The sequence below is a fragment of the Oceanimonas sp. AH20CE76 genome, assembly GCF_039654065.1.
GTDB classification, from domain to species: domain Bacteria; phylum Pseudomonadota; class Gammaproteobacteria; order Enterobacterales; family Aeromonadaceae; genus Oceanimonas; species Oceanimonas smirnovii.
Genome location: NZ_CP155481.1, coordinates 3,108,495 through 3,131,773 on the forward strand (window position 1 = coordinate 3,108,495; position 23,279 = coordinate 3,131,773).

Genomic DNA, 23,279 nt, shown 5'->3' on the forward strand with positions numbered 1-23,279 from the left:
TAAGAGGGCTACACTGGAAGCATTCTTATCATTCAAGAACCGTCCGGAGCCGCCATGCTTGCCCGCCTGTTTCTGCTTGGGGTCTGCCTTGCCATGAATACTGCCATTGCTCAGACCAGAACCTTTACCACCGAGGCCGAACTGACCGGCCTCGGTCTTGATGGTCTGCAGCAATACTGGCAGACCCACGCCACCGAAAGCCAGTTTTCCGGCCATCAGAACATCAGCCTGCCCTGGGCCGCGCTCACTCACCCCGAACATGAACGCACCCTGGTTATCGTGAACGGACGCACCGAGTCTTATCTCAAATATCAGGAGCTGGCCCGGGATCTGTTTGAAAACGGCTATAACGTTTACCTTTACGATCATCGCGGCCAGGGCCTGGCTCAGCGTCTTACCGCCGATCCCATTATGGGGCACATCACCGACTTTAATGACTATGTGCAGGATCTGGAGCAGTTTGTGCAGCAGGTGGTGCGGCCCGCCGGCCCGCAGCCGCTGTATTTACTGGCCCATTCCATGGGCGGCACCATATCGGCGCAGTGGCTGGCGCAAACCCAAGTGCGGGTGCAGGCGGCGGCGCTGTCTTCACCCATGATGGGCATTTATCTCGGCCCTCTGCCCCGCTTGCTGGCGGATGGGCTGGTGACTGTGCTCGGCACCGGCTGCCGCTGGCTGGGCCACGAAGCCTGTTATGCGCCCGGTCAGGGCGGCTATGAAGAAACGCCCTTTGCCGACAACGAGCTGACTCACAGTGAAGTGCGCTACCGGCTGTTCCGGGAGCTGTACCGGCAGCGCCCTGAGCTGCAGCTGGGCGGCGTCAGCCTGCAGTGGCTGGCACAGGGGCTGGCCGCCGGTGACCAGGCCATCGCCGATGCCGGACGCATTGCCGCCCCTGTGCTGGTGCTGCAGGCCAGCCAGGACGTGGTGGTAGACAACAGCGCCCAGAGCCGCTTCTGCCGGGCGCTGGGGCACTGTGCCGGCGGCGGCCCGCTGATCATAGACAAAGCATCTCATGAGCTGTTTATTGAGCAGGACCGCCAGCGCCAGCAGGCCCTGAACGCCATTCTCGACTTCTTTGAACGCCATCCATAACCTCAGGAGCCTGATATGTATGACGTTATCGTCTCGGATCTGGACGGTACCCTGCTCAACAGCCAGCACCGTATTTCCGGCTATACCCGTGAGGTGCTGCACGAGCTGACCCGCCGGGGCGTGGAATTTATTGTGGCCACCGGCCGCCATCATGTGGATGTGCGCGCCATTCGTGATCAGCTCGGATTAAACGTCACTCTGGTCACCAGCAACGGGGCCCGCATTCACGATGCACAAGATAAGCTGCTGCATAACCGCAGCATACCGCCGGAGATGGTGGAAGATCTGCTGTTTCGTTTTCGCCTGCCCGAGGTGCACCTTAACCTTTATCAGGGCGATCACTGGCTGGTGGAAGAGCCGCTGCCGGTACTGCTCGACTTCAGTCCCGACAGTGCCTTTCGCTATCGGGTTACCGACCTGCGCCGCCTGAGCATGGAGGGCATTGACAAGGTGTTCTTCGCCGGCGATCACGATCAGCTGGTAAAGGTGGAAGACATGCTGCTGGCCCACTTCGGCGACCGGCTCAATATCACGTTTTCGCTGCCCATTTGCCTGGAAGTGATGCACGGCGAGGTGAACAAGGGTTCGGCCATGGCCTCGCTGGCAAAGCAGCGCAACACACCGCTGGAACGGGTGATCGCCTTTGGTGACGGCATGAACGATTATGAAATGCTGCGCCGTGCCGGCAAGGGCGTAGTCATGGCTAATGCCCACACCCGGCTGCAGGACGCCCTGCCCCACCATGATCGCACCCTCAGCGCCGATGAAGACGGCGTAGCCCGCTATCTGGCGCGCCTCTATCAGCTTTGATCCGGATACTTTCAATGCAGCACATGGAACATTATATCGGCATTATGTCCGGTACCAGTCTGGACGGCATAGACGCCGTACTGGTGGCTACCAATGGCCGTGAAATCACGCTGAAGGCCAGCACCAGCGCACCCATTGAGCCCGCATTGCGGGAGCGGCTGCTAGCCCTCGCCAGCGGCGATGCCGTGACCGCCCGCGAGTGGGGCGAGCTGGATGTGGCGCTGGGGCAGGCCTATGCAGAAGTAACTCTGCAGCTGCTGGATGAAACCGGCATGACTGCCGGCGATGTCTGCGCCATTGGCTGCCATGGCCAGACAGTGTGGCACCAGCCCGATGCCGCACTGCCCTTTTCCCTGCAGCTTGGCGACGGCAATCGCCTTGCCGCCCTGACCGGCATTACCACCATTACCGATTTTCGCCGCAAAGACATGGCCCTGGGCGGTCAGGGTGCGCCGCTGGTACCGGCCTTTCATCAGCAAGTGCTGAGCCACCCCCAGCGGCTGCGGGTAGTGGCAAATATCGGCGGCATTGCCAATATCAGTGTGCTGATGCCGGGCCGTCCGGTGCTGGGTTACGACGTGGGCCCGGGCAATATGCTGATGGACGCCTGGTGCCGCCGGCATACCGGTGCCCCCTTTGACAAAGACGCTGCCCTTGGCCGCCGGGGCAAGGTGCTGCCCGCCCTGCTGAACAGCCTGCTGAGCGAGCCCTGGCTGGCACTGCCGGCCCCCAAAAGCACCGGCCGTGAGCTGTTTAACGAGGCCTGGCTGAACACGCATCTTACCGGAGAGGAAGCCGTGGCCGATGTGCAGGCCACCCTGGCAGAGTTGACTGCCACCGCGCTGGTGCAGCAGCTGAGCGCCCTGCCCGCGGGCGAGCTGCTGGTGTGCGGCGGCGGCGGCCATAACCCGCTGTTAATGGCGCGGCTGACCGCCCTGCTGCCCCGCTGGCGGGTTGCCACCACCACAGAGGCCGGGGTGAATATGGACGCCATGGAAGCCATGGCCTTTGCCTGGCTGGCTTATCAGACCCTGCACAGCCTGCCGGGCAACCTGCCCGCAGCCACCGGTGCCAGCCGCCCCGCCGTGCTGGGTGCCATTCACTTTCCCGACTGACGAGACACTTATGCCCAACAACCCGCTGCTGCAGGATCTGGCCCGGCTGACCTCTGAAGGCCGCAACCCCGCCACCCTGGACATAGACACCAAAAGCGCGCTGGAAATCGTGACCCTGATGAACCAGCAGGATCAGACCGTGCCCGCGGCCATTGCCGCCGTGCTGCCGGCCATCGCCGACGCCGTTGAACTGATTGAAACCGCCCTGCGCCGCGGTGGCCGGTTAATTTATACCGGTGCCGGCACCAGCGGCCGGCTGGGAGTGCTGGATGCGGCCGAGTGCCCGCCCACCTTCAGTGTGCCTCATGGCATGATCACCGGCCTGATTGCCGGCGGCGAGGCGGCCATGTTCCGGGCTCAGGAAGGGGCCGAAGACAGCGAGCAGCAGGGCGAGCAGGATCTGCGCGACCTTGGCCTGACCAAAAAAGATGTGGTGGTGGGCATTGCCGCCTCAGGCCGCACGCCGTATGTGATGGGCGGCCTGCGCTATGCCAGCAGCCTGGGTGCCGGCACTGTGGCACTGGCCTGCAACGCCGGCTCAGCCATTGGCCGCGAAGCCGCCATTGCCATAGAGCCGCAGGTGGGCCCGGAAGTGATCACCGGCTCCACCCGGCTGAAGGCCGGCACCGCTCAGAAACTGGTGCTGAACATGCTCAGCACCGCCGCCATGGTGCGGCTGGGCAAGGTCTATCAGAACCTGATGGTGGATGTGCACGCCAGCAATAAAAAACTGGAGGCCCGCGCCATTCGTATTGTAATGCAGGCCACCGGCGAGAATGAAAGCACAGCAGCACAAGCCCTGGCAAATGCCGGCAACGAGGTAAAACCCGCCATTTTAATGTTGCTCACCGGCCTGAGTGCCGATGAGGCCCGCCAGCGGCTGCTGCAGTATAATGGCGTGCTGCGCCGTGCGCTGTGATCAGGACACTTCCACCCGGTTACGGCCACCACTCTTGGCCCTATATAACGCCTCATCGGCCCGTACCAGCAGCGCTTTGGCATTGTCGCCCGGACCAATCACGGTCACCCCAAAGCTGCAGGTGCGCTGACCAATAACCGGAAAGTCTTCGTTCGCAATGCGCTCCCGCAGGGCTTCTGCCAGTTGCTGCACCCCCTTGAGATCGGTGTTGGGGCAGAGGATCAGAAACTCTTCACCGCCCCAGCGGCCCGGGCAGTCACTTAGCCGGGTATGCTCCTGCATCAGCTTCGCCAGCCGGCACAGCACCTGATCGCCCACTTCATGGCCGCAGGTATCGTTTACCTGCTTGAAGTGATCCACGTCCAGCATAATCAGACCAAAACTGGTGCCATAACGGTGATACCGGTGAATTTCCTCAGCCAGCATCTGCTCGGTGCGGCCCCGGTTAATCAGCCCGGTCAGCGCGTCTGTGGTAGACAGCCGCTCCAGCTCCCGGTTTTTCTGCTCCAGAATTTCTCTGTGCTGTACCTGCTCGGTAATATCCACCGCCATGCCGATGTAGCGCACCTCCTCAAAACTGGTGCCTTCCACCCGCCGGGCCGCAAAGCGAAACCAGCGGGGTCTGCCCTCGGCGTCCAGAAAACGCCCTTCACTGCGCCACTCGGATTTTTGTCCGGCCACGGCGGCATGCCAGCTGTTCAGTATTTTTTCTTTATCATCCGGATGCAGCGCATGGGTCCAGCCATCCCCCATCAGCTGCTCTGTGGTTTGCCCCAACACATCGCTGTAATAACGGTTGGAATAAATATTATGGCCTTCGGCATCGGCCTCAAATATGCCCATGGGAGAAAATTCCGACAGCACCCGAAAGCGCCGCTCACTGGTACGCAGCGCTTCTTCCATTAATTTGCGCTCGGTAAAGTCGGCAATATTAATGGCCACACTTTCGGTATTCTGGTGGGTATCGGCAACCGGATGACCGCTTATCCGGCAAAAACGCCGGCCCTTGCCGGCAAAGGTCAGCCATTGCTCAATAACAAAAGGGCGGCCTGCCACGGCACCATCAAACAAGGGTTTTATCTGCTGATTGAACTCAGTCTCGCCATACAGCTCCTGCATGCTGTGGCCTTCAATCTGGTTGCGCTCTCTGTGGTGATATTCAAGATAGCGATTATTGACCTGCAGATAATGATAATCAGGGCTCACCAATGCCATCAGTTCGTCGGCAGCATTCACTATTTCCTTGTAGCGCACCAGACGGGCTGCGGCTTCATGCTGCCCGGTCACATCCTGGCTGATGGCAAAATAGCTGGCAATGCGCCCGTCCAGATCCCGCACCGGCGTTATCATCACGCTTTCAATACGCTCGCTGCCGTCGCGCATACGGTTGATAAACTCTCCCTGCCAGGGTTGCTCCCGCTTCAGCTCCCGCCATAGCGCCCGGTAAGTGGCCGGCGGTGTACGCCCCGATGACAGCATATTGGGCTTCATACCTAGCACTTCGTCACTGGAGTAACCGGTATGTGCCAGAAAAGCCTGATTTACATACACAATGCATCTGTTGAGGTCAGTGATCACAATGGGAGATGGCATTTGCTCAATGGCCTGATGCAGGTGCGCAAGATCATTCATTATCTGCCGTTCACGCCGGCTGCTGTTACGCCACTGGCGCAAAAATAACGCCGTTAGCACCAGAACCAGCAGCAAAACGCCCGCACTAATCGCCACCCTGAGATACCAGCCGTGCAGCACCCGGCTGCGTTCAATGGCGCTGAAGGCCCGCACCGGCTGCTGACTGAGCTGGCGAATGGCAAATAAATAGTCCTGCCCCTGCACCAGCTGAGTGCCAAAGCCGGAAAACTCTCCCGGTGCCTGCTGCTCCTGCAACTGGCGCAGCAATGTTTGCTGATGCGGTCCGGCCCCCGCCAGCAGCACAGACCGGTTCTGCATATCAAGCAGCATAAGGTGCTGCCCCTCAAAGCCGTCTCCGCTTTCCAGCTCGGCAGTAATCCGCTCCTGATCCAACAGAGCAAGCAGCACGCCGCCGGCACCCGGGGCCGACACCCGCAGCGCCACCCCCAGCTGCCCCTGAGCAATACCGGAAAAAGAGCGGCTGCCTGCCTGCAGTCCGGCAGCAACCCAGGGCGGCATATCAGCCGTGCCCGCATCCTCTCCGGCGGTTGCCACCAGATTGCCCTTATCATCGAACAATGCCAGCCGGCTCAGTGCCGGAGCCCGGGCCAGGTTGTGCAACAGCAGCCGGCGCAGTTCCAGGCCGGATAATGGCTGGCCAGAATGTTGCTCCAGCTCATGGCTGCTTCGGCTCAGAGCATGCTCTGCCGACAGCAATGCAATGTCGGTGGCACTGCCAAAAGCGCGCAGCTGAGTTTGTAACCGCTCCCCTGCGCTGCGCAGTATATTACGATGATCCAGATACAGCCCCTGACCAAGAATAGCGGCCATCAGCGCCAGCAAGAGCACCACACTCAGCATAATGGTACGACCGAGCCGGGTGCTCCGCGGCCCGCTGGAAACGGAAAAGTGAAAGGGGCGGTGCAGCATTAGTCTGTCACCGCCTGCTGTGCCTGCTGCACCAGTTCAGTATCGATATTCATCTCCTTGATAATGGCCGGCTCCAGCCGGCGGGCAATACGTCGCCATTCCGCCAGGGTATCAGCATCGGGAGTGACAATTTCAATGCCGTTTTGCAGCAATGCCTGCCGGGCCTGCTGCTGGGCTGACGCGGCGGCCGTGCGTTGATCATCCACTATCTGCTCCCAGCTGTGGCGCACCTGCTGTTGTAAATCTGCCGGCAGGGACTGCCAGAAATCCCGGCTTATCATGGGTACATACTGGGCAAAATATTCATGGTCTTCAAAACCATAACGAATACCCCGGGTCCACAGGGCGGCGCTGCGCACGGTTTCGTGAGTAGACAGCAAACCCTGAACCCTGCCCCGCGCCAAAGCATTGGGCACATCGGGCCAGGGAATCACCACAGGATCGGCCCTGAAGGCATCCAGCCGGCTGCGGTTGGCAGCACCCCCGGGCACGCGCACACGCAGCCCGGTCAGCTGTTTGTGTTCGCTGATCCGCTGTTCGGTAAAATAAAGGTGGGCATAGCCCAGATCAAGCCAGCGCCCGGGCACAACCACATTCAGGTTGTTTTCAATGCGGCGGTTTATTTCCCGGCCTATGGCACCGTCCCGCACCCGGTAGTGCACCTCGGGCGGGCGGCCATAAAACAGCGGCAGCATATAAAGGCCGGCATCAGGCACATAGCGATCCAGCTGCCACATGCCGGGTACCGCCATGTCCACCTTACCGGTAGTGAGGGCGGCAATCACGTCCCGGTCACGGAACAGCTTAGCACCGTGATAGAAACGCACCTTAAGACGGCCGTTGCTGGCCTGCTCCAGTTGCGCGGCAAAACGGGCTATAGCTTTTGTCTGAACATGGTCGACGGTGTTTTCTGCAGAAATGCGCAGCACGGGCACCTGGGCCTGAACCACACCAGCAGCACATAACCACAGCACGGCCATGGCGGCCTTTTGAAACAGCGAGGAGAGATAATCCATTAACACGCCTGAACAGGGAATAGACTGGCAAGGTTACTCCCGAGGCCCGTAGAAAACCTTGATACAGATTGGGTTTGGCACCGCCACGACGGACTTGTCAGCTGTCTTCTTCCCGGGCCAGACGGGCACGAAGTTTTTCTTCCCGTTTGCGGTACCAGTGGGCCTTGAACGCTGTCCACCAGTCGTCCGACAGCTCACCACCATAGGCTTCCAGCAGAGCTATCACCCGATCCAGAGTGAGCACGCCGGCATCATAATCAATATCCAGCCATTGCTTGCGCACTACCACCTTGGCCACACCGGGTTCAACGGAAAAGGCATCGGCCATTTTCTCGATTTGCAGCTGATTGAGATGATCCAGCTTGAGATGACGCCGCACCAGGGCCCGTTCGTCAATTTGCGCATTTAACGACATGTGCCGCTCCTTTGCGTGATGCTCTTCGACTCAGACCGAGTAAAGAGTAAAACGTGAACAAAGACAAGCTTTACAACATTGCCCCGATATTGCAATGCGATTGCAATGCGAGCCCGGCTGTTTCACCATATTATGGAAACCGTTTCCATAATAACTGAGAGGCAAGTATGGACACCAGCGTCACACTGAAAGCCACTAATGGCCTGCCCGCCGTTTCTCTGCCCGCCATTGGTCAGGGCACCTGGTATATGGGCGAAGGCCTCAATCCCCGCGCCGCAGAAGTCAAGGCGTTGCAGCAGGGGCTGGATCTTGGGCTGACACTCATTGATACCGCCGAGATGTACGGTGACGGCGAAGCCGAAAAAGTGGTAGGAAAGGCCCTTGAAGGCCGCCGGGATGATGCCTTTCTGGTGTCAAAGGTATATCCGTGGAACGCCGGTCGCCGCAGCGCCATTGCCGCCTGCGAAGCCAGCCTGAAGCGTCTGGGCACCGATTATCTCGACCTTTATCTGCTGCACTGGCCCGGCAGCATTCCGCTGGAAGAAACCCTGGAGGCCTTTGAAAAGCTGCAGGCAGACGGCAAGATCAAACGCTTTGGCGTATCCAACTGTGACCTGGGCGAAATGCAGGAGCTGGCCTGGACAGAAGGCGGCGACCAGTGCGCGGTAAACCAGGTGCTTTATCATCTGGGCTCACGTGGTATTGAGCATGCTTTGCTGCCCTGGCAGCGGGAGCACAGCATACCCACCATGGCTTATTGCCCGCTGGCCCAGGGCGGCCGGCTGCGCCGGGAATTATTCGGCAACGCCGAACTGAACATCATCGCCGGCGATCTGGGCGTTACGGTGCCGCAGCTGCTGCTGGCCTGGGCCATTCGCCCGGTAAACGGCCAGCGGGATGTCATTGCCATTCCCAAGGCGGTGCAACCAGCGCATGTACAGCAAAACGCCGATGCTCTGACACTGACCCTGAGCGATGAGATACTGTCCCGGCTGAATAACGCCTTTCCGGCCCCCAACCGTAAAACCCCGCTGGATATTGTGTAACCAACAACAGCCGGCGTCACCGCCGGCTGAATGTACAAACTTTATTGTCAGTGCACAGTTACACCACCTGCCCGCAGACCCAACCGGAGCTCCACGCCCACTGAAAGTTATAGCCCCCTAGCCAGCCGGTCACGTCCATTACCTCACCGATAAAGTAAAGGTTGGGGACTTTCTTGGCTTCCATGGTTTTGGATGACAGCTCGTTGGTATCTACCCCGCCCAGGGTCACTTCGGCGGTACGATAGCCCTCGGTGCCGCCGGGCTGTAACGGCCAGGCAGCCAGATGCTGTTCAATGGCAGCAAGCTCTTTGTGGGTATATTGCTTGAGCGGTTTACTGACCAGCTCGCCCCGTGCCAGCAGAGCATCCACCAGTCGTTTGGGCAGATAACGGGCCAGCCAGGTTTTCAGCTCCTGATTGGGACTCTCGGCCACCGCTCCGGTCAGGCTGCCTTCGGCCAGCAGCTCAAAACACACCCGCTGGCCGGGCTGCCAGTAAGAAGAAATCTGTAACACCGCCGGACCGGACACGCCTCTGTGAGTAAACAGCAGGTTTTCGGCAAAGCGGGCACCGCACTCACTTTTTGCCACCACAGGTAAACTGACGCCGGACAGGCCCTCAAGCGTTTGTTTGTCTTCCGGCTGCAGAGTAAAAGGCACCAGGCCGGCGCGGGTGGGCAGCACCTTAAGGCCAAACTGCTCCGCCAGCCGGTAGCCAAACGGAGAGGCTCCTATCTTGGGCATGGACAGCCCCCCGGTGGCCACCACCAGAGACTGGCAGCGGTAAGGTTCACCGGCAGTGGTCACCGCAAAGCCTTCCCCCATTGGCTCTACATTCAGCACCTCGGCACGCAGCCGTATGGTCACACCGGCGGCATCGCATTCGGCTACCAGCATGTCGACTATGTTCTGCGCCGAGTCATCACAAAACAGCTGCCCTAAGGTTTTTTCGTGATAGGCAATACCGTGCTTTTCCACCAGGGCAATAAAATCCCATTGGGTATAGCGGGCCAGGGCCGATTTAACAAAATGAGGATTGTCACACAGGTAGGCCGTCGGCTCAGTGTAATAGTTGGTGAAGTTGCAGCGGCCACCGCCCGACATCAGAATTTTGCGGCCGATGCGCTTGCCATGGTCCAGCACCAGCACCCGGCGGCCCCGCTTGCCGGCCTCGGCAGCACACATCAGGCCGGCGGCACCAGCACCGATCACAATTACATCCCAGGCCTGCATGGCGTTTCCTCATTGTTGGCAAAAGCCGCATTTTACCTGCCGTGCTGCCGCACGGCTATGCCGGCCCGCAGCGCTGTGGGTATAATTGCCGGATGAGCGACGTCGCCCCCCTTTTTAATCAGCTGAGCACACAGCTTGCCCGCCACAGCGGCGACTGGCAGCTGATGCCTTTTGGCTGCCGCACCCTGCCCTGGCCGGAGCTGGCCGCTGTGCTTGAGCGCCTTGATGAAGACCAGCTGGATCAACTGGAAAGCAATCCGCAGCAAGCGCTTGAGCTGCTGGCACCATGGCGGCCTGAACTGTCCGCATTGCATGCCTTTACCGCTCCCGAGCTGGCCCGCGCTGCCGACTATGCCACACCCCGCTGGAGCAATGGCATTCCTGGCCGCAAATGGGCGCAGATAAAAGATTTTGCCGCCAATATCACAGCAGAACACGCCATTCTTGAGTGGTGCGCCGGTAAGGGGCATCTGGGCCGCTTGCTGGCGATAGAGCAGCAGCAGCCGGTCACCAGCCTGGAGTGGGATCAGAACTTGTGCCGCCAGGGTGAAACACTGGCCAACAAGCTGACACTGCAGCACCACTTTCACTGTGGCGATGCCCTGGCCCCCGAGGCGGCAGCCCTGTTTAAGCCGAAACAGCAGGCAGTGGCCCTGCACGCCTGTGGCGAGCTGCACTTACGCTTTTTACGTCATGCAGCCCGGGCCGGCACGCGCGCTCTGGCGCTTTCACCCTGTTGTTATCATTTAATTGAGGGCAACCGTTATGTGCCCCTGTCGAACGCCGGTCGCCGGCATGATCTGGGGTTAAGCCGGCACGACCTGCGCCTGCCGCTGCAGCAGCAGGTTACCGGCGGTGAGCGGGTGCGCCGGCTGCGTCATCTTGAGCTGACCTGGCGGCTGGCCTTTGATGAGCTGCAACGGGAGCTGACCGGCGGCCGGGATTATCTGCCGCTGCCGGCCTTTCCCAAACAATTGCTGAGCGGCGATTTTGCGGACTTTGTGAGCTGGGCCTGCGACAAGAAGGGGCTGGCAGTACCCGCCAGCCTGCACAGTGAGCATTGGCTTGCTGCTGCTGATGACCGCCGGCTGCTGGTGAAGCAGATTGAGCTGGTGCGTCATTGCTATCGTTATCCGCTGGAACTCTGGCTGCTGCTGGACAGAGTGCTGTTCCTCACTGAACAGGGTTACCGGGTAAGGCTCGGTACCTTTACTGATATTCATAACACACCACGTCGCTATCTTATTCAGGCCTGGCGTGAGTGACCAAGGACAGGAGACGCTTTATGCCATCCCCGGTACGTTTTATTCCGCCCAGCGCCTTTGAACTGCTGATGATGGTGCTGTCCATTGTCTCGCTGGTGGCCATTATTCTGCATCAGTTTGGCCCTTTCACCGCCGATGAAAAGCAGCTGCTGCTTTATCTCGATACCAGCATCTGTATGATTTTGCTCAGTCATTTCTTCTACGGCCTGTTTCAGGCACCCAATAAAAAACGCTTTTTAAAAGTACACTGGATCGATTTTATCTCTTCCATTCCGGCCATTGATGTATTGCGCTACGGCCGTATTTTTCAGGTGCTGCGAGTGCTGCGTATGCTGCGGGTGGCCAACCAGGTCATTCGTCATCTGCTGAAAAACAGCGGCAGTACCATGATGGCTTCCATGCTGCTGGTGCTGGTGGTCGTGATCAGCGGCAGCGCCATTGCCATTCTGATGACAGAGGCAGGCCACCCCGACTCCAATATTGAAACCGCCGAAGATGCCATCTGGTGGGCACTGGTCACCATTTCTACCGTGGGCTACGGAGATCACTATCCGGTGACCACCGCCGGTCGCATTATTTCCTCTGTGGTGATTTTTGCCGGCGTGTCTCTGTTCGCGGGCATTTCCGGCCTGGTTGCTTCCGCTGTGCTGTCTCCCAGAGCTGATGAGCAGCAGAAAGCCACAGACACAAACCGGCAGAAAGGTGAGCAGCTCAGCCGCCAGCTGGGAGACCTGCATACGGAAGTGACGTCACTGCGGGAAGAAATTCATCAGCTTAAAACCCTGCTGGCAGAAAGCCGCTCAAAGCCCTGATACCCTAGACTTTATGGTACTTGTACAGACGGGCTTGAATAACCTATGCTGGCTGGGTTGCAAAACTTTCGTGCAGCTCACGGTTTGTTAACTAACGGATTGATAGAGTTGATAAAAAAGGAGATTTGTCATGACTGAGCCGTATCAGTACAAACACATTCTTGCTGCGGTTGATATGACCGAAAGCAACCGCAAGGTGATTGCCAAGGCAGTTGACCGCGCCCGCGCCAATAACGCCAAGCTGTCGGTCATTCATGTAGACGTAGACCTCAAGGATCTCTACACCGAGATGATCGATATCGACATCGATAACATTCAGGATCAGGTGGTGGCCGATGCCAAGCAGCGGCTGGAAGAGTACCTGGGTGCCATTGATTATCCCATCGAGAAAAAGTTGGTGATATGCGGTGACCTCACACTGAAAGTAAACGAAGCCGTAGAGCAGCACGGCGTGGACTTGCTGATCTGTGGCCATGAGCAAAGCTTCTGGAGTCTGCTCACCTCCTCTGCCCGCCAGCTGATGAACACAGTGCCCTGTGATCTGCTGGTGGTCCCCCTGCCCAAAAATTAATCTTGCCGGGCGGCTACTGGCCGCCCGCTTCCTTTAACAGCCCCCTGAACCACACCAGCGCCGGATCAAACTCGGTGAGCGGATGCTGGGCCAGCACATAGGTGCTGTGCAAGGGTTCGCTTAAGTTATGTGCCTGCAACGGATAGTAATAACAGAGATCCCGCCCTATCAGCTCCGGCACCATGGCCAGATAGCGGCCGGTGGCCAGCAGCCGGGGCAGTGCTTCAAAGCTCGGCACCCAAACACCAATATGCCGTGCCAGCCCCTTTTCACTCAGCCAGCTTTCTACCAGGGTCTGATTATGCCCCCAGTTGGAGGTAGACACATGGCTCCAGCTCACCAGTTCTGCCGGTGACAATGCGTCAGCAAGGCCGCTGTTTTTAACCGACAGACACACCATGGGATTATGAAACCAGATATCGGTCAGCAGCCGCTCCGACAGATGATCCGCACCGGCAAAGCTTACCACCAGATCAAGATCGGCCCGCGCCAGCGTGTCTTCATAATCGGAGTTCACCAGCTCGCTGACCGCCAGCCGGCAGCCCGGTGCCCGCGCATAAAGCAACTCCACCAGCTGCGGCACCACGCCGTGCTCAATGGAAGATGGCACTGCCAGCCGAAAGGTCCGGACAGAGCTTGCCGGATCAAACCCTGCCGACTGCCGCACTCCCTGCTCCAGCAGAGCCAGTGCCTGACGCACCGGCGCAGCCAGCGCCTGAGCGCGGTGAGTGGGCCGCATTTCTTTGCGGGTCATCACAAACAGGGGATCGTTCAGGGTCTGGCGCAGCCGGCCAAGGGCATGGCTGACCGTAGACTGGGACAAATTAAGCCGCTCGGCAGTACGGGTGACGTTGCGCGTTTGCATCAGCACATCAAACACTCGCAGCAGGTTCAGATCCAGCCGCTGAAACAGATTATCCATCGATATTCACCATACCTTTATGACAACAATTCATTTTTACCATAAGCGAAGCGGCCATAGAATGCCGCCCATCAAGTTTATCGTCGGCGTGGTGATGAGCGTCTTTAAGACGGTTTGATCAAACAGTGTTTGGGCATGGTGGCATCATGGGGGGTACTGCCTGTCTCGGGTGACGCAAGTAACCTGAAAAACGAACGGTTTATGGTCGGACAATCCTGTTTGCCACGCTGACAACCTTTTCGGGCTGAGTAAGCCCAGCAAGTTCTGCGTGTGGTGTTGAACCACTTTTGTTTGGGGACGTCATTCTCTCCTTTATGACAAACCTGCTATTGGTCCCGGGCCGGCGTATTACGCCGGCTTTTTTTATGCCCGGGTTTACGCCATCATGTCGGCCATCTTTACCAATGAACACACTTCACCCATGTCTTATCTGGTTTTTGTTACCCTGCTGTGGGCCTTTTCCTTCAGTTTAATCGGCGTTTATCTGGCCGGCAGTGTAGACAGTTACTTCTCGGTATTCAGCCGCATTGTGCTGGCAGCATTATTGTTCGCCCCTTTTTTACGCTGGCGGCAGCCGGCCCGGCTCGCCGCCGGGCTGATGCTGTGCGGAGCCCTGCAACTGGGTATTATGTATCTGTTTTATTATCAGTCATTTTTGCTGCTGACAGTGCCGGAAGTGCTTATCTTCACCGTGCTTACCCCTGTCTATGTGACCCTGATTTATGATCTGCTGCACCGGCGCTTTCGTCCCGGCTATCTGTTTACCGCCGTGCTGGCAGTGCTGGGGGCGCTGATCATTCGCTTTAACGGCCTGACCGGCGACTATCTGCTGGGCTTTGTGGTGGTGCAGGGTGCCAACCTCTGCTTTGCCCTGGGTCAGGTGGGTTATAAGGTACTGCAGGAGCGTTATCCCACCAATGCGCCTCAGCATCACCGCTTTGGCTATTTTTATCTGGGAGCCCTGCTGGTGGTCACTCCCGCCTGGCTGGGACTGGGGCAAGATCAATATCCCGCCACTTCCCTGCAGTGGAGCATTTTGCTGTGGCTGGGGCTGGGTGCCTCCGGGCTGGGCTATTTTCTGTGGAACAAGGGGGCCACTCTGGTCAATGCCGGTGCCCTGGCCATCATGAATAATGCGCTGGTACCTGCGGGTCTGCTGGTCAATCTGCTTATCTGGAACCGGGATGCCGATCTGCTCCGGCTGGCCTTGGGCGGAGCCCTCATTCTTGCCTCTCTGTGGTTGAATGAGGCCTTGATCAAGGTTTCCAGACCCGCTTCTGACAGGTAACGCCTTCGGTCACAAAACCGGCATCCGGCGTCGGCCGGGCCATGGCTTTTATGAAAAGTCTCTTTACACTCAAAGCCATAAAAACGTGCGAGGAGAGCATCATGTTCAAGGGCATTTTACTGGAAGAATCCGGCAAGCAGACTCACGCCAGCCTGCAACGCCTGAATGAGCAGCAACTGACCACCGGCGACGTGCTGGTAAAGGTGGACTACTCCACCCTTAACTATAAAGATGCGCTGGCCATTACCGGCAAGGGCAAAATCGTACGCAACTGGCCCATGGTGCCCGGCATCGACTTTGCCGGCACCGTGCTGGCATCCGACAACCCGGCCTATCGCATTGGTGAGGAAGTGTTGCTCACCGGCTGGGGCGTGGGCGAACAAACCTGGGGTGGCCTGGCAGAAAAAGCCAGCGTTAACGCTGACTGGCTGATTCACTTGCCGGCAGAAATGACCGCCAAACGCGCCATGGCCATCGGCACCGCCGGTTTTACCGCCATGCTGGCGGTGATGGCACTGGAGCAGGCCGGCGTAAAACCGGACCAGGGTCCTGTTCTGGTCACCGGTGCCACCGGCGGTGTGGGCTCTGTTGCGGTGCGACTGCTGGCCAAGGCCGGCTATGAAGTGCATGCCTCTACCGGCCGCCCCGAGCACAGCGACTGGCTGAAAAGCCTGGGTGCCCACGAGATTATTGACCGCATTCAGCTCGATCAGGAGCCGGCGGCGCTGGAGTCTCAGCACTGGGCCGGCGCCATCGACGCCGTGGGTGGACGCACCCTGGCGCGCATTCTCAGCCAGACCAAAATGTACGGTGCCGTGGCCGCCTGCGGCCTGACCGGTGGCGTGGCCCTCAACACCACCGTCATGCCCTTTATTCTGCGGGGGGTACAGCTGCTTGGCATCAACTCGGTACATATTCCCAAAGAAAAACGCATCGCCGCCTGGCAGCGGGTGCATGAAAGCCTGCCGGTCAATTACGAGAATGACGTCACGGAGCTGACCCTGGAGCAGGCCATCGATGCTGCCCACGACATGATGGCGGGCAAGCTCACCGGCCGGGTGGTGATCCAGCCCTGAGGCCTGTTTTTCCATCGCCATACTAAAGAGCCCTTTGGGCTCTTTTTTGTTACAATATAACAAAATAGGCTATATGGATGATGCAATGACCGTTTCTGTTCCTACTCACCTGATTATGGGCTTTCTCGGCACCGGTAAAACCACCCTGCTGCGCCACCTGCTGGCCAACAAACCCAAGCAGGAGCGCTGGGCGGTGCTGGTGAATGAGTTTGGTGAGGTAGGCATAGACGGTGCTCTGCTGACGGAGCAGGGTGCCATGATTAAGGAAATTCCCGGTGGCTGCCTGTGCTGTGTGGCCGGGCTGCCGTTTCAGATTGGGCTGAACGCCCTGCTGCACAAGGCCAGGCCAGACCGGCTGTTTATTGAGCCCACCGGCCTGGGCCATCCCAGCCGGGTAATGGACATACTGACCAACGAGCATTACCGCAACGTGCTCAGCCTGCAGGCGGCCTTTTGTCTGATAGACCCGCGTCAGTGGCAGGATCCCCGTTACCGCGACCATGAAACCTATCAGGATCAACTGGCTCTGGCCGATGTGGTGGTGGCCAATAAAACCGACCTGTGCAGCAAGGCCGGGCTGGAACAGCTGCGCCGGGATATTGAGCAGAGCCCCGGGCCCGCACAGGCACTGGTGGAAACAGTGCAGGGGCAAATCGATCTGCACTGGCTGGCGCAGCCTCATGCCACTGAGCGCCGGGCGGCTCATCCGCAGGCTCATGCCGGTAAAGCACAACGGCCGCTGGTGGCGGCCCCAGAGCCCAAACTCACCCGGGGCCAGCCCTGGCGGCGTTACGCCAGCCAGGGAGATGATCACTTTACCGTGGGCTGGCGTTTCCATACGGATGTGCTGTTTGATCCGGACGCAGCCAAAGCCTTCTGTGAAGCTCTGCCGGTGGCCCGGCTCAAGGCCGTGCTGCATACCCGGGATGGCTGGTGGGCCTTTAACCAGACCGATCAGCTCAGCATGTACCGGCTGGCTCCGCAAAAGGAAAGCCGGCTTGAGCTGATAGACGCCTCGCCGCTGGCCATGCACGATTTACACCAGCAGCTGATGAAAGCCGTGGTCTATCTGCCAGCTTCATAAAACTGTCACTCCGGTGACTTATTCTGCCGGCCTTGACTGACAAAGGAAGGTCCGCATGAAAGTTTCGCTGTTTTCATTATTATCATCCCTGGGACTGATGGTCCTGGCCTTGTTGCTGGCGGGTTCCTTTTATATGGGCGACCGCCAGCTTACTCGGGATAACAATACTCGCAGCAGTCTGGAGCAATTGCGCCGTCATGCCAATATCGATTTATACCGTACTATTTCTGCTTATCTGAACACCGGAGACGCCAGTCTGCTGACAACCGCAGAGCAGCAGCTGAATCACCTGGCCAGTGCTTTGTCCGGGCTGCCTGCGGGCGAACCGGCTTATCAGGCAGTGCAATCACTGTCACGGCAACTTACTCTGGATTTTCGCGAAGCAGGCAAGCTGGCGGGCAACAGCCAGCAGCTGCTGCTGCATGCCGAGCAGGAAATGGCCGATCAACTGCGCGCCCTTGCCCGTTACGCCGGCGCAGCACACAGCCTGTCTGACCGCTATCAAGGCTTGATTGCCGAGATGCTGGCAACCCTGCCCCGCCTGATACACCAGCGTCAGAGCTATATCAGCACAGGTGACGAACAGCTGAGAAAAAGTATCGATTTTCAGCTAAACGAGCTGAAAAACCTTAATAAACAATTGCAGGACCTGCCTTTGCTGGGGATTTATCACACTCCGCAAGCAGACGAATTTGCACTGCGCCAGCCTGAACCGGAAGAAATGGGCGAAGGCCCGAAAAGAGAGCTGAACAGCCTGCTGCAGCGCTATGCCGGTGAGCTGGCCACCACACAAGATGGTCAGCAGCAGGGTGCTGATGCCGCCGCCGCCCTGAGTGCCGGCCTGAGCGAGATTGAAAGCCAGCTTGACACCCTGGTGGCTGCGCGTGAAGCAGAACGCCTGCAGACCTATCAGCAGCTCAGTCTGATATTGCTCGGACTGTGCGCCGCCTTGCTGCTGTTTGCCCTGCTCAGCTATCTGTTTCAGCGCGGCCTGGTGGTACGCCGGCTTAATGAACTGCGCAATGCCTTTGCTCAGCTGCTGAACAAGGGTGAGCTTACGCCCCTGCCGGTGACTCATCCCAACAGCGAACTGGGCCAGATTGCTCAGAGCGTTAACGGACTGCAGGCACTGCTGCAGCATCAGCAGCAGGAGCGGGCCGGCCAGCTGCAGCGGGTGTCGGCGGCGCTGGAAGGGATGGTGGCCGAAGTACAGGATATTCAGCAGCAGGCACACAGCAATGACGGCACCCTGCAGGGCAGTCTGACCATGGTAAATGAACTTAACCATCTGGCCGCACAGATGCGCAGTGCCAGCGACGATATTGCCCATACCGCCCACAATAACCTGGAAGCCATGAGCATCAGCCGCCGGCAAACTGAGCAGCTGGCTCACAGTGCTGCCGAAAGCCGCCAGGCTGCCCTCACCGGCCGTGAAGCGCTGATCAGCCTGAGCCGCTCGGTAGACGATGCCGCCACCATTATCGGCGTGATTCGCCAGATTGCCGAGCAGACCAATCTGCTGGCCCTGAATGCGGCCATTGAAGCCGCCAGAGCAGGCGAGCAGGGCCGGGGTTTTGCGGTGGTGGCCGACGAGGTCCGCAAATTATCAGGACATACTCAGGGCTCACTGGAAGAAATTGCCGGCATTATGGAGCGGCTGGGCGATTCCAGCACAGCATTAAACAACACCATAGACCGCATGATGCAGGCGGCGGAAGATCAGCACCGGCAAACCCAGACGCTGCTGGAGGTAACCGAGCAGGTCAGTGACACCTCACGCGCCACCACGTCGGTAGCAGAGCAGGGTGCAAAACATGCCGACAGCCAGGCTGCCGAGCTGGGCCGCTTTATGGCACTCATGGATGAGCTGAAAACCCGCTCAGCGGCTGTATCAGACAGAGCCGAACAGGTAACCGGCCATATTCGCCATCAGGCACAAACCATTACCCGGCTGCTGGAGCCGGCTTAAAGCCGGTTCAGCGGCACCTTGAGATAACGGCGGCCCTGTTCATCGGGATCGGGCAAATGACCGGCGCGAATATTCACCTGAATGGACGGTACAATCAGCCGGGGCACCGCCAGGGTGGCATCACGCTCATTGCGCATGGTTACAAACGCGTCCTGACTGATGCCGTCGTGCACATGAATATTGTGCTGTTTCTGCTGTGCTACCGTGGTGCGGCACTCATGCTCCCTGCCCTTGGGATAGTCGTGACACACATAAATATCGGTGCCGTCCGGCAGCGCCAGCAGCTGCTGAACGGACTGGTACAGGCGCTCTGCGCTGCCGCCGGGAAAGTCACAGCGGGCGGTCCCCACATCGGGCATAAACAGGGTATCGCCCACAAATACCGCCTGCTCATTCACCACATAAGCTACGTCCGCCGGAGTGTGCCCGGGCACATGCATCACCCGCACCGTCAGCTCACCCACACTGAATTGTTCGCCGTCATGAAACAGATAATCAAACTGGCTGCCGTCGGGCAGCAGCTCTTTTTCCAGCCCGAATACTCGCTGAAAAATGCCCTGCACGTCGCGAATGTGCTCACCAATGGCAATGCGCCCGCCCAGCTGCTGCTGAATAAACGGCGCTGCCGATAAATGATCCGCATGAGCATGGGTTTCCAGAATCCACTCCAGGGTCAGGCTCTGCTCACGCACAAAATCCACCAGCTGCTGTGCCGTGGTGGTGGCGGTGCGGCCGGAGTGATAATTAAAGTCGAGCACAGGATCGATAACCGCAGCCCGGCCACCGCTGCGGTCATAGATCACATAGCTGAAGGTTTCGCTGTCCTGATCCAGAAAAGCACGTACACAAGGCTGAGACATGGTGTTCTCCTGACGATAAATAATTAGATAAATCTAATATATAGGAGCGTGCAGCATTACACCAGTTGCATGATCACAGCGCCGCTTTTACATACAAATCAAAGCGGTTGTTCTTGCTGCTGATTTGCGCAGAAGGGGCCATTTCGTCAAGAAAGCCGGCATAATCGGGCCGCTTGACTACTACTCGGGCACGGGCCAGCGCCAGCGCCGGAGTCAGCAGACTGTCGGCGTCTTCGTCGGCCCCCACCAGAGAGTGAAACACTCGCATTTCTTTCTTGACCAGTGCCGCTTTTTTCTTGTGAGGAAACATGGGGTCGAGGTAGACCACATCAGGCTGCTGCTGAATGTCGGCAAGCGTACAGCCAAAGGGCAGCAGCTGCAGCCGCTCCCGCACCCAGTGGCCAATGCCGGCATCGGCGGCCGCCCGGCGCAAACCGTCTTCCAGTAATGCATGCACTACAGGGTGGCGCTCGCATAAGGTTAGAGTGCAGCCCAGGGAGGCCAGCACAAAGGCATCCCGGCCCAGGCCGGCGGTGCCGTCTACCACTTGCGGGTTATGGCCATGCTTGAGCCCCACCGCCTTGGCAATACTCTGACCCCGGCCACCGCCGAATTTACGCCTGTGTGCCGCAGCGCCCTCAACAAAGTCCACAAACACCGCACCCAGTCTGGGCTCGTCCAGCTTGCGCAGCTCCAGCCGGCCATCGGTCAGCACCAGGGCAAAGGGAGCGGCAGCGGTCACATCACTTAAACGGGTACGCAGCATGGCAGCCTGAGGCTCAAGGGCGGGATCCTGCAGTTCAATCTGCAACGGGTATTGTGTGTCCGGCATAGGTTTCCAGAAAAGTCAGCAGCTCGCGCAGGGGCATGGGTCTGGCAATCAGATAGCCCTGCAAAAAATGGCAGGGCTGAGTGGAAAGGTAGGCGGCCTGAGCCGGTGTTTCCATGCCTTCAATCACCACTTGCATGCCAAGATCGCCGATAATGCGCAAAATCCCTTCCAGCAGCAAGCCATCTTTGCGATTCCCGGGCAGGTGGTCAATAAAACTCTTGTCGATTTTGACCAGATCAATGGGAAAGGCACGCAGATAATTCAGCGCTGAAAAGCCGGTGCCGAAGTCGTCAATGGCAATGCGGCAGCCCGCCTTGCGCAAGGCATCGATACGCTCCAGATGATGCTCATTGCCCTGCATAAACAGCGACTCGGTGATTTCAAAAATCATCTGCTGAGGATCCAGACCGTGGCGCTCGATAATGGATAACCATTCTTCCCCATCCAGCCCCAGACTCTGAAACTCCAGGCTGGAACGGTTAATGGCCATATGCAGGGAATGGCCGGCCAGTTTAAGGCGGTGCAAATCGGCACAGGCCCGGTTCAGCACCCAGTCTCCCAGCGCCTGCACCATGCCGCACTCTTCCGCCACCGGCACAAACTCCATGGGTGAGATAGGGCCAAGCTCGGCATGATGCCAGCGCACCAGCGCTTCCAGCTTGGTTACCGTGCCGCTGGCGGTATCTACGATCGGCTGATAATGCAGGCGCAGCCCGCCCCGGCGTATGGCCTCGGTCAGATCGTGCTGCAACCGGATTCGGCGGCTCTGGCTGCGGTTAAGCTTGTCGTCATATAACGCCAGCGGTTCGCGTTTTTGCTTGGCACCAAACAATGCCTGCTCGGCATGCTGAAGCAGGCTTTCAGCGTCTTTCTCGTTCAGGCCGGGCCAGAGGGCACCGCCCATGGTGGCGTCCACATAGAGCTGTTGCTCGGCCATGGCCAGCGGCCGGGCCAGGGCATTCAGCAAGTGACGGCCAAAAATACGCGCCTGGCGCGGATGTACTATGCCCGGCACCAGCAGCGCAAATTCATCATTGCCAATGCGCGCCAGATCGTCGCCGCTGCGCAGCCGGTCCCGCAGCCGTGCAGCCACTTCCTGCAGCACTCTGTCCCCCACTCTGTGATTAATGGCGTTGTTGAACAGACGGAAATTATTGATATCCAGAATCATCAGCGCAAACGGCTCATTCAGCCGGCAATACCGGGCCAGCCGCTGCTGAAAACTGGCGCGGTTGGCCAGGCCGGTGAGCGTGTCCTTGTCTTCCGGTGGGGTATTTTGCTCGGTGGCATCAGGCTGTTTGATTTCGCTGAATACCACCACAAGGTGAGCCGGACCTTCAGGACCATGCAGAGCGCTGATGCTGAGCCGCTCGGGGTAAATCTGGCCACAGCGCCGGCGGTTCCACACTTCCCCCTGCCAGCGTCCCTGCTCATGCAACGCCTGATTCATCTGCCGATAAAACGCCCGGCTGTGCAATCCTGAGCGCAACAGTGACGGATGGCTGCCTCTCACGTCTTTTTCCTGGTAACCGGTGACCTGTTCAAAGGCCGGACTGACCTGATCAATACGACTACCGGCATCGCAGATCATGACCCCTTCCGGCTGCTCCGGCGCAGGAATAAAGCGCAGGTTCATGCCGCGGGATGGTGTTGCTCTGGGTCGCAGGCTGGCCAGGGTGCCCATCAGGCACAGCGGCTGATTGTCGGCAGTGCGCACCAGAGTGAGCTGGGTTTCTCCCAGCAAAAGATGACCCTTGGGATGCAGATAATGCTTTTCCATTACCGCCATACCGAGCTCCGGCTCATTTGCCAGCCGCTGATACAAACGCCGGGTTTCGGGCCAGTCGGCCCCCAGGCTGAACGCCCGCAACGAGCGGCCCGTCATATTATCTGTACTTTCACCGGCAATACGCCTTACCGCCCGGTTGGTCCATTCCACCACGCCATCAGGTGTGGCCCGCACCAAAGGCAACGGAAAATATTCAAATAACGGCAGCAATGATACCGCCTGCCTGGCACGGTCGGCATAAGTAAACACGGAAGCAAAAAAGCCCAGCCAGGCCGTTTTGGATAAACGGACATGACGCCGGCGCTGCAGCAGAAACAGCGCATAACCATCATACTGGGCTGACAGCGACAGAAACTGTCCGGACCCCATACCCAACTGACGACAAAAGGGGTAACTCAGACGCTGAAAGGGGCGCTTGCCGGAGACAGACAGGGACACATCCGGCAAGGAGACTCCGGCCGCCAGCAGCGGCTGCCAGTGCCTGCCATGGCGTTGGCACAGCAGCACACCATCGGCCAGACGCTGCTCTACCAGCTGGCTGATGCACCAAAGACTGAACCAGGAGGTAACCCCATGCTCCATCGCGTTATTCTCATGTAAAA

General features: G+C 58.8%; 20 protein-coding genes. 12 read left to right on the forward strand and 8 right to left on the reverse strand.

Going from position 1 to position 23,279, the window contains the following annotated elements; genetic code table 11:
• The first annotated feature begins 54 nt into the window (after positions 1 to 54).
• The 4 genes from N2M06_RS15150 to murQ are packed head-to-tail and all read left to right on the forward strand — an operon-like array spanning position 55 to position 3,939.
• Positions 55 to 1,095: an alpha/beta fold hydrolase gene (locus N2M06_RS15150; RefSeq protein WP_346351177.1), complete on the forward strand. Its 1,041-nt coding sequence runs from the start codon at positions 55 to 57 to the stop codon at positions 1,093 to 1,095.
• Between the two features lie 15 nt (positions 1,096 to 1,110).
• Positions 1,111 to 1,905, forward strand: a complete 795-nt coding sequence (locus N2M06_RS15155; protein ID WP_019934522.1) for a Cof-type HAD-IIB family hydrolase — start codon at positions 1,111 to 1,113, stop codon at positions 1,903 to 1,905.
• Positions 1,906 to 1,919: 14 nt separating this feature from the next.
• Entirely contained in the window at positions 1,920 to 3,020 is a 1,101-nt protein-coding gene (locus tag N2M06_RS15160) for an anhydro-N-acetylmuramic acid kinase (protein ID WP_346351178.1), read from the forward strand.
• Between the two features lie 10 nt (positions 3,021 to 3,030).
• Positions 3,031 to 3,939: an N-acetylmuramic acid 6-phosphate etherase gene (gene murQ / locus N2M06_RS15165; protein WP_346351179.1), complete on the forward strand. Its 909-nt coding sequence runs from the start codon at positions 3,031 to 3,033 to the stop codon at positions 3,937 to 3,939.
• On the opposite strand, the gene N2M06_RS15170 is transcribed toward murQ, so the two are convergent.
• The 3 genes from N2M06_RS15170 to N2M06_RS15180 form a co-directional block, all read right to left on the reverse strand.
• Positions 3,940 to 6,501 carry a PAS domain S-box protein gene (locus tag N2M06_RS15170; RefSeq protein ID WP_346351180.1) on the reverse strand — a complete coding sequence of 854 codons (2,562 nt, stop codon included), beginning with the start codon at positions 6,499 to 6,501 and terminating at the stop codon, positions 3,940 to 3,942. It abuts the gene before it with no gap.
• Positions 6,501 to 7,517: a TRAP transporter substrate-binding protein DctP gene (gene dctP / locus N2M06_RS15175; protein ID WP_346351181.1), complete on the reverse strand. Its 1,017-nt coding sequence runs from the start codon at positions 7,515 to 7,517 to the stop codon at positions 6,501 to 6,503. The genes N2M06_RS15170 and dctP overlap by 1 nt, the downstream gene beginning before the upstream one ends.
• A 97-nt stretch (positions 7,518 to 7,614) precedes the next feature.
• The gene (locus N2M06_RS15180) at positions 7,615 to 7,932 is read right to left on the reverse strand and encodes a hypothetical protein (protein ID WP_019934527.1); all 318 of its coding nucleotides are present in this window, start codon (positions 7,930 to 7,932) and stop codon (positions 7,615 to 7,617) included.
• Between the two features lie 167 nt (positions 7,933 to 8,099).
• Here N2M06_RS15180 and N2M06_RS15185 point away from each other — a divergent pair, with 167 nt between their 5' ends.
• Positions 8,100 to 8,978 carry an aldo/keto reductase gene (locus N2M06_RS15185; protein WP_346351182.1) on the forward strand — a complete coding sequence of 293 codons (879 nt, stop codon included), beginning with the start codon at positions 8,100 to 8,102 and terminating at the stop codon, positions 8,976 to 8,978.
• 58 nt (positions 8,979 to 9,036) lie between these two features.
• Here the strand turns inward: N2M06_RS15185 and N2M06_RS15190 are convergent, their stop codons facing one another.
• Positions 9,037 to 10,209 (reverse strand): NAD(P)/FAD-dependent oxidoreductase, encoded by a 1,173-nt coding sequence (locus tag N2M06_RS15190; RefSeq protein ID WP_346351183.1) that lies wholly within the window; start codon positions 10,207 to 10,209, stop codon positions 9,037 to 9,039.
• Positions 10,210 to 10,301: 92 nt separating this feature from the next.
• On the opposite strand from N2M06_RS15190, the gene N2M06_RS15195 reads away from it, so the two are divergent.
• From N2M06_RS15195 to N2M06_RS15205, 3 genes are all read left to right on the forward strand, one after another.
• Entirely contained in the window at positions 10,302 to 11,474 is a 1,173-nt protein-coding gene (locus tag N2M06_RS15195; protein WP_346351184.1) for a methyltransferase, read from the forward strand.
• A 20-nt stretch (positions 11,475 to 11,494) separates the two neighbouring features.
• Positions 11,495 to 12,286 (forward strand): ion transporter, encoded by a 792-nt coding sequence (locus N2M06_RS15200; protein WP_346351185.1) that lies wholly within the window; start codon positions 11,495 to 11,497, stop codon positions 12,284 to 12,286.
• A gap of 130 nt (positions 12,287 to 12,416) precedes the next feature.
• Complete coding sequence (locus tag N2M06_RS15205; protein WP_346351186.1) at positions 12,417 to 12,857, forward strand: universal stress protein; 441 nt, start codon at positions 12,417 to 12,419, stop codon at positions 12,855 to 12,857.
• Between the two features lie 13 nt (positions 12,858 to 12,870).
• On the opposite strand, the gene N2M06_RS15210 is transcribed toward N2M06_RS15205, so the two are convergent.
• Positions 12,871 to 13,779, reverse strand: a complete 909-nt coding sequence (locus N2M06_RS15210) for a LysR family transcriptional regulator (protein ID WP_346351187.1) — start codon at positions 13,777 to 13,779, stop codon at positions 12,871 to 12,873.
• Positions 13,780 to 14,200: 421 nt separating this feature from the next.
• On the opposite strand from N2M06_RS15210, the gene N2M06_RS15215 reads away from it, so the two are divergent.
• The 4 genes from N2M06_RS15215 (at position 14,201) to N2M06_RS15230 (ending at position 19,196) form a co-directional block, all read left to right on the forward strand.
• A complete protein-coding gene (locus tag N2M06_RS15215; RefSeq protein WP_346351188.1) occupies positions 14,201 to 15,067 on the forward strand; it encodes a carboxylate/amino acid/amine transporter in 867 nt (288 codons plus the stop codon).
• A gap of 101 nt (positions 15,068 to 15,168) precedes the next feature.
• Positions 15,169 to 16,143 (forward strand): MDR family oxidoreductase, encoded by a 975-nt coding sequence (locus N2M06_RS15220; protein ID WP_346351189.1) that lies wholly within the window; start codon positions 15,169 to 15,171, stop codon positions 16,141 to 16,143.
• 85 nt (positions 16,144 to 16,228) lie between these two features.
• Positions 16,229 to 17,227, forward strand: coding sequence for a GTP-binding protein (locus N2M06_RS15225; protein WP_317074944.1), 999 nt, complete (start codon positions 16,229 to 16,231; stop codon positions 17,225 to 17,227).
• A 55-nt stretch (positions 17,228 to 17,282) separates the two neighbouring features.
• Positions 17,283 to 19,196 (forward strand): methyl-accepting chemotaxis protein, encoded by a 1,914-nt coding sequence (locus N2M06_RS15230; protein ID WP_346351190.1) that lies wholly within the window; start codon positions 17,283 to 17,285, stop codon positions 19,194 to 19,196.
• On the opposite strand, the gene N2M06_RS15235 is transcribed toward N2M06_RS15230, so the two are convergent.
• From N2M06_RS15235 to N2M06_RS15245, 3 genes are all read right to left on the reverse strand, one after another.
• A complete protein-coding gene (locus N2M06_RS15235; protein ID WP_346351191.1) occupies positions 19,193 to 20,056 on the reverse strand; it encodes an MBL fold metallo-hydrolase in 864 nt (287 codons plus the stop codon). The two genes, N2M06_RS15230 and N2M06_RS15235, sit on opposite strands and share 4 nt — an antisense overlap.
• Before the next feature lie 73 nt (positions 20,057 to 20,129).
• On the reverse strand, positions 20,130 to 20,888 hold the full coding sequence (locus N2M06_RS15240; protein ID WP_346351192.1) for a class I SAM-dependent methyltransferase: 759 nt from the start codon (positions 20,886 to 20,888) through the stop codon (positions 20,130 to 20,132).
• Positions 20,857 to 23,259 carry an EAL domain-containing protein gene (locus tag N2M06_RS15245; protein WP_346351193.1) on the reverse strand — a complete coding sequence of 801 codons (2,403 nt, stop codon included), beginning with the start codon at positions 23,257 to 23,259 and terminating at the stop codon, positions 20,857 to 20,859. Before N2M06_RS15245 ends, N2M06_RS15240 begins: the two co-directional genes overlap by 32 nt.
• Between the last annotated feature and the right edge of the window lie 20 nt (positions 23,260 to 23,279).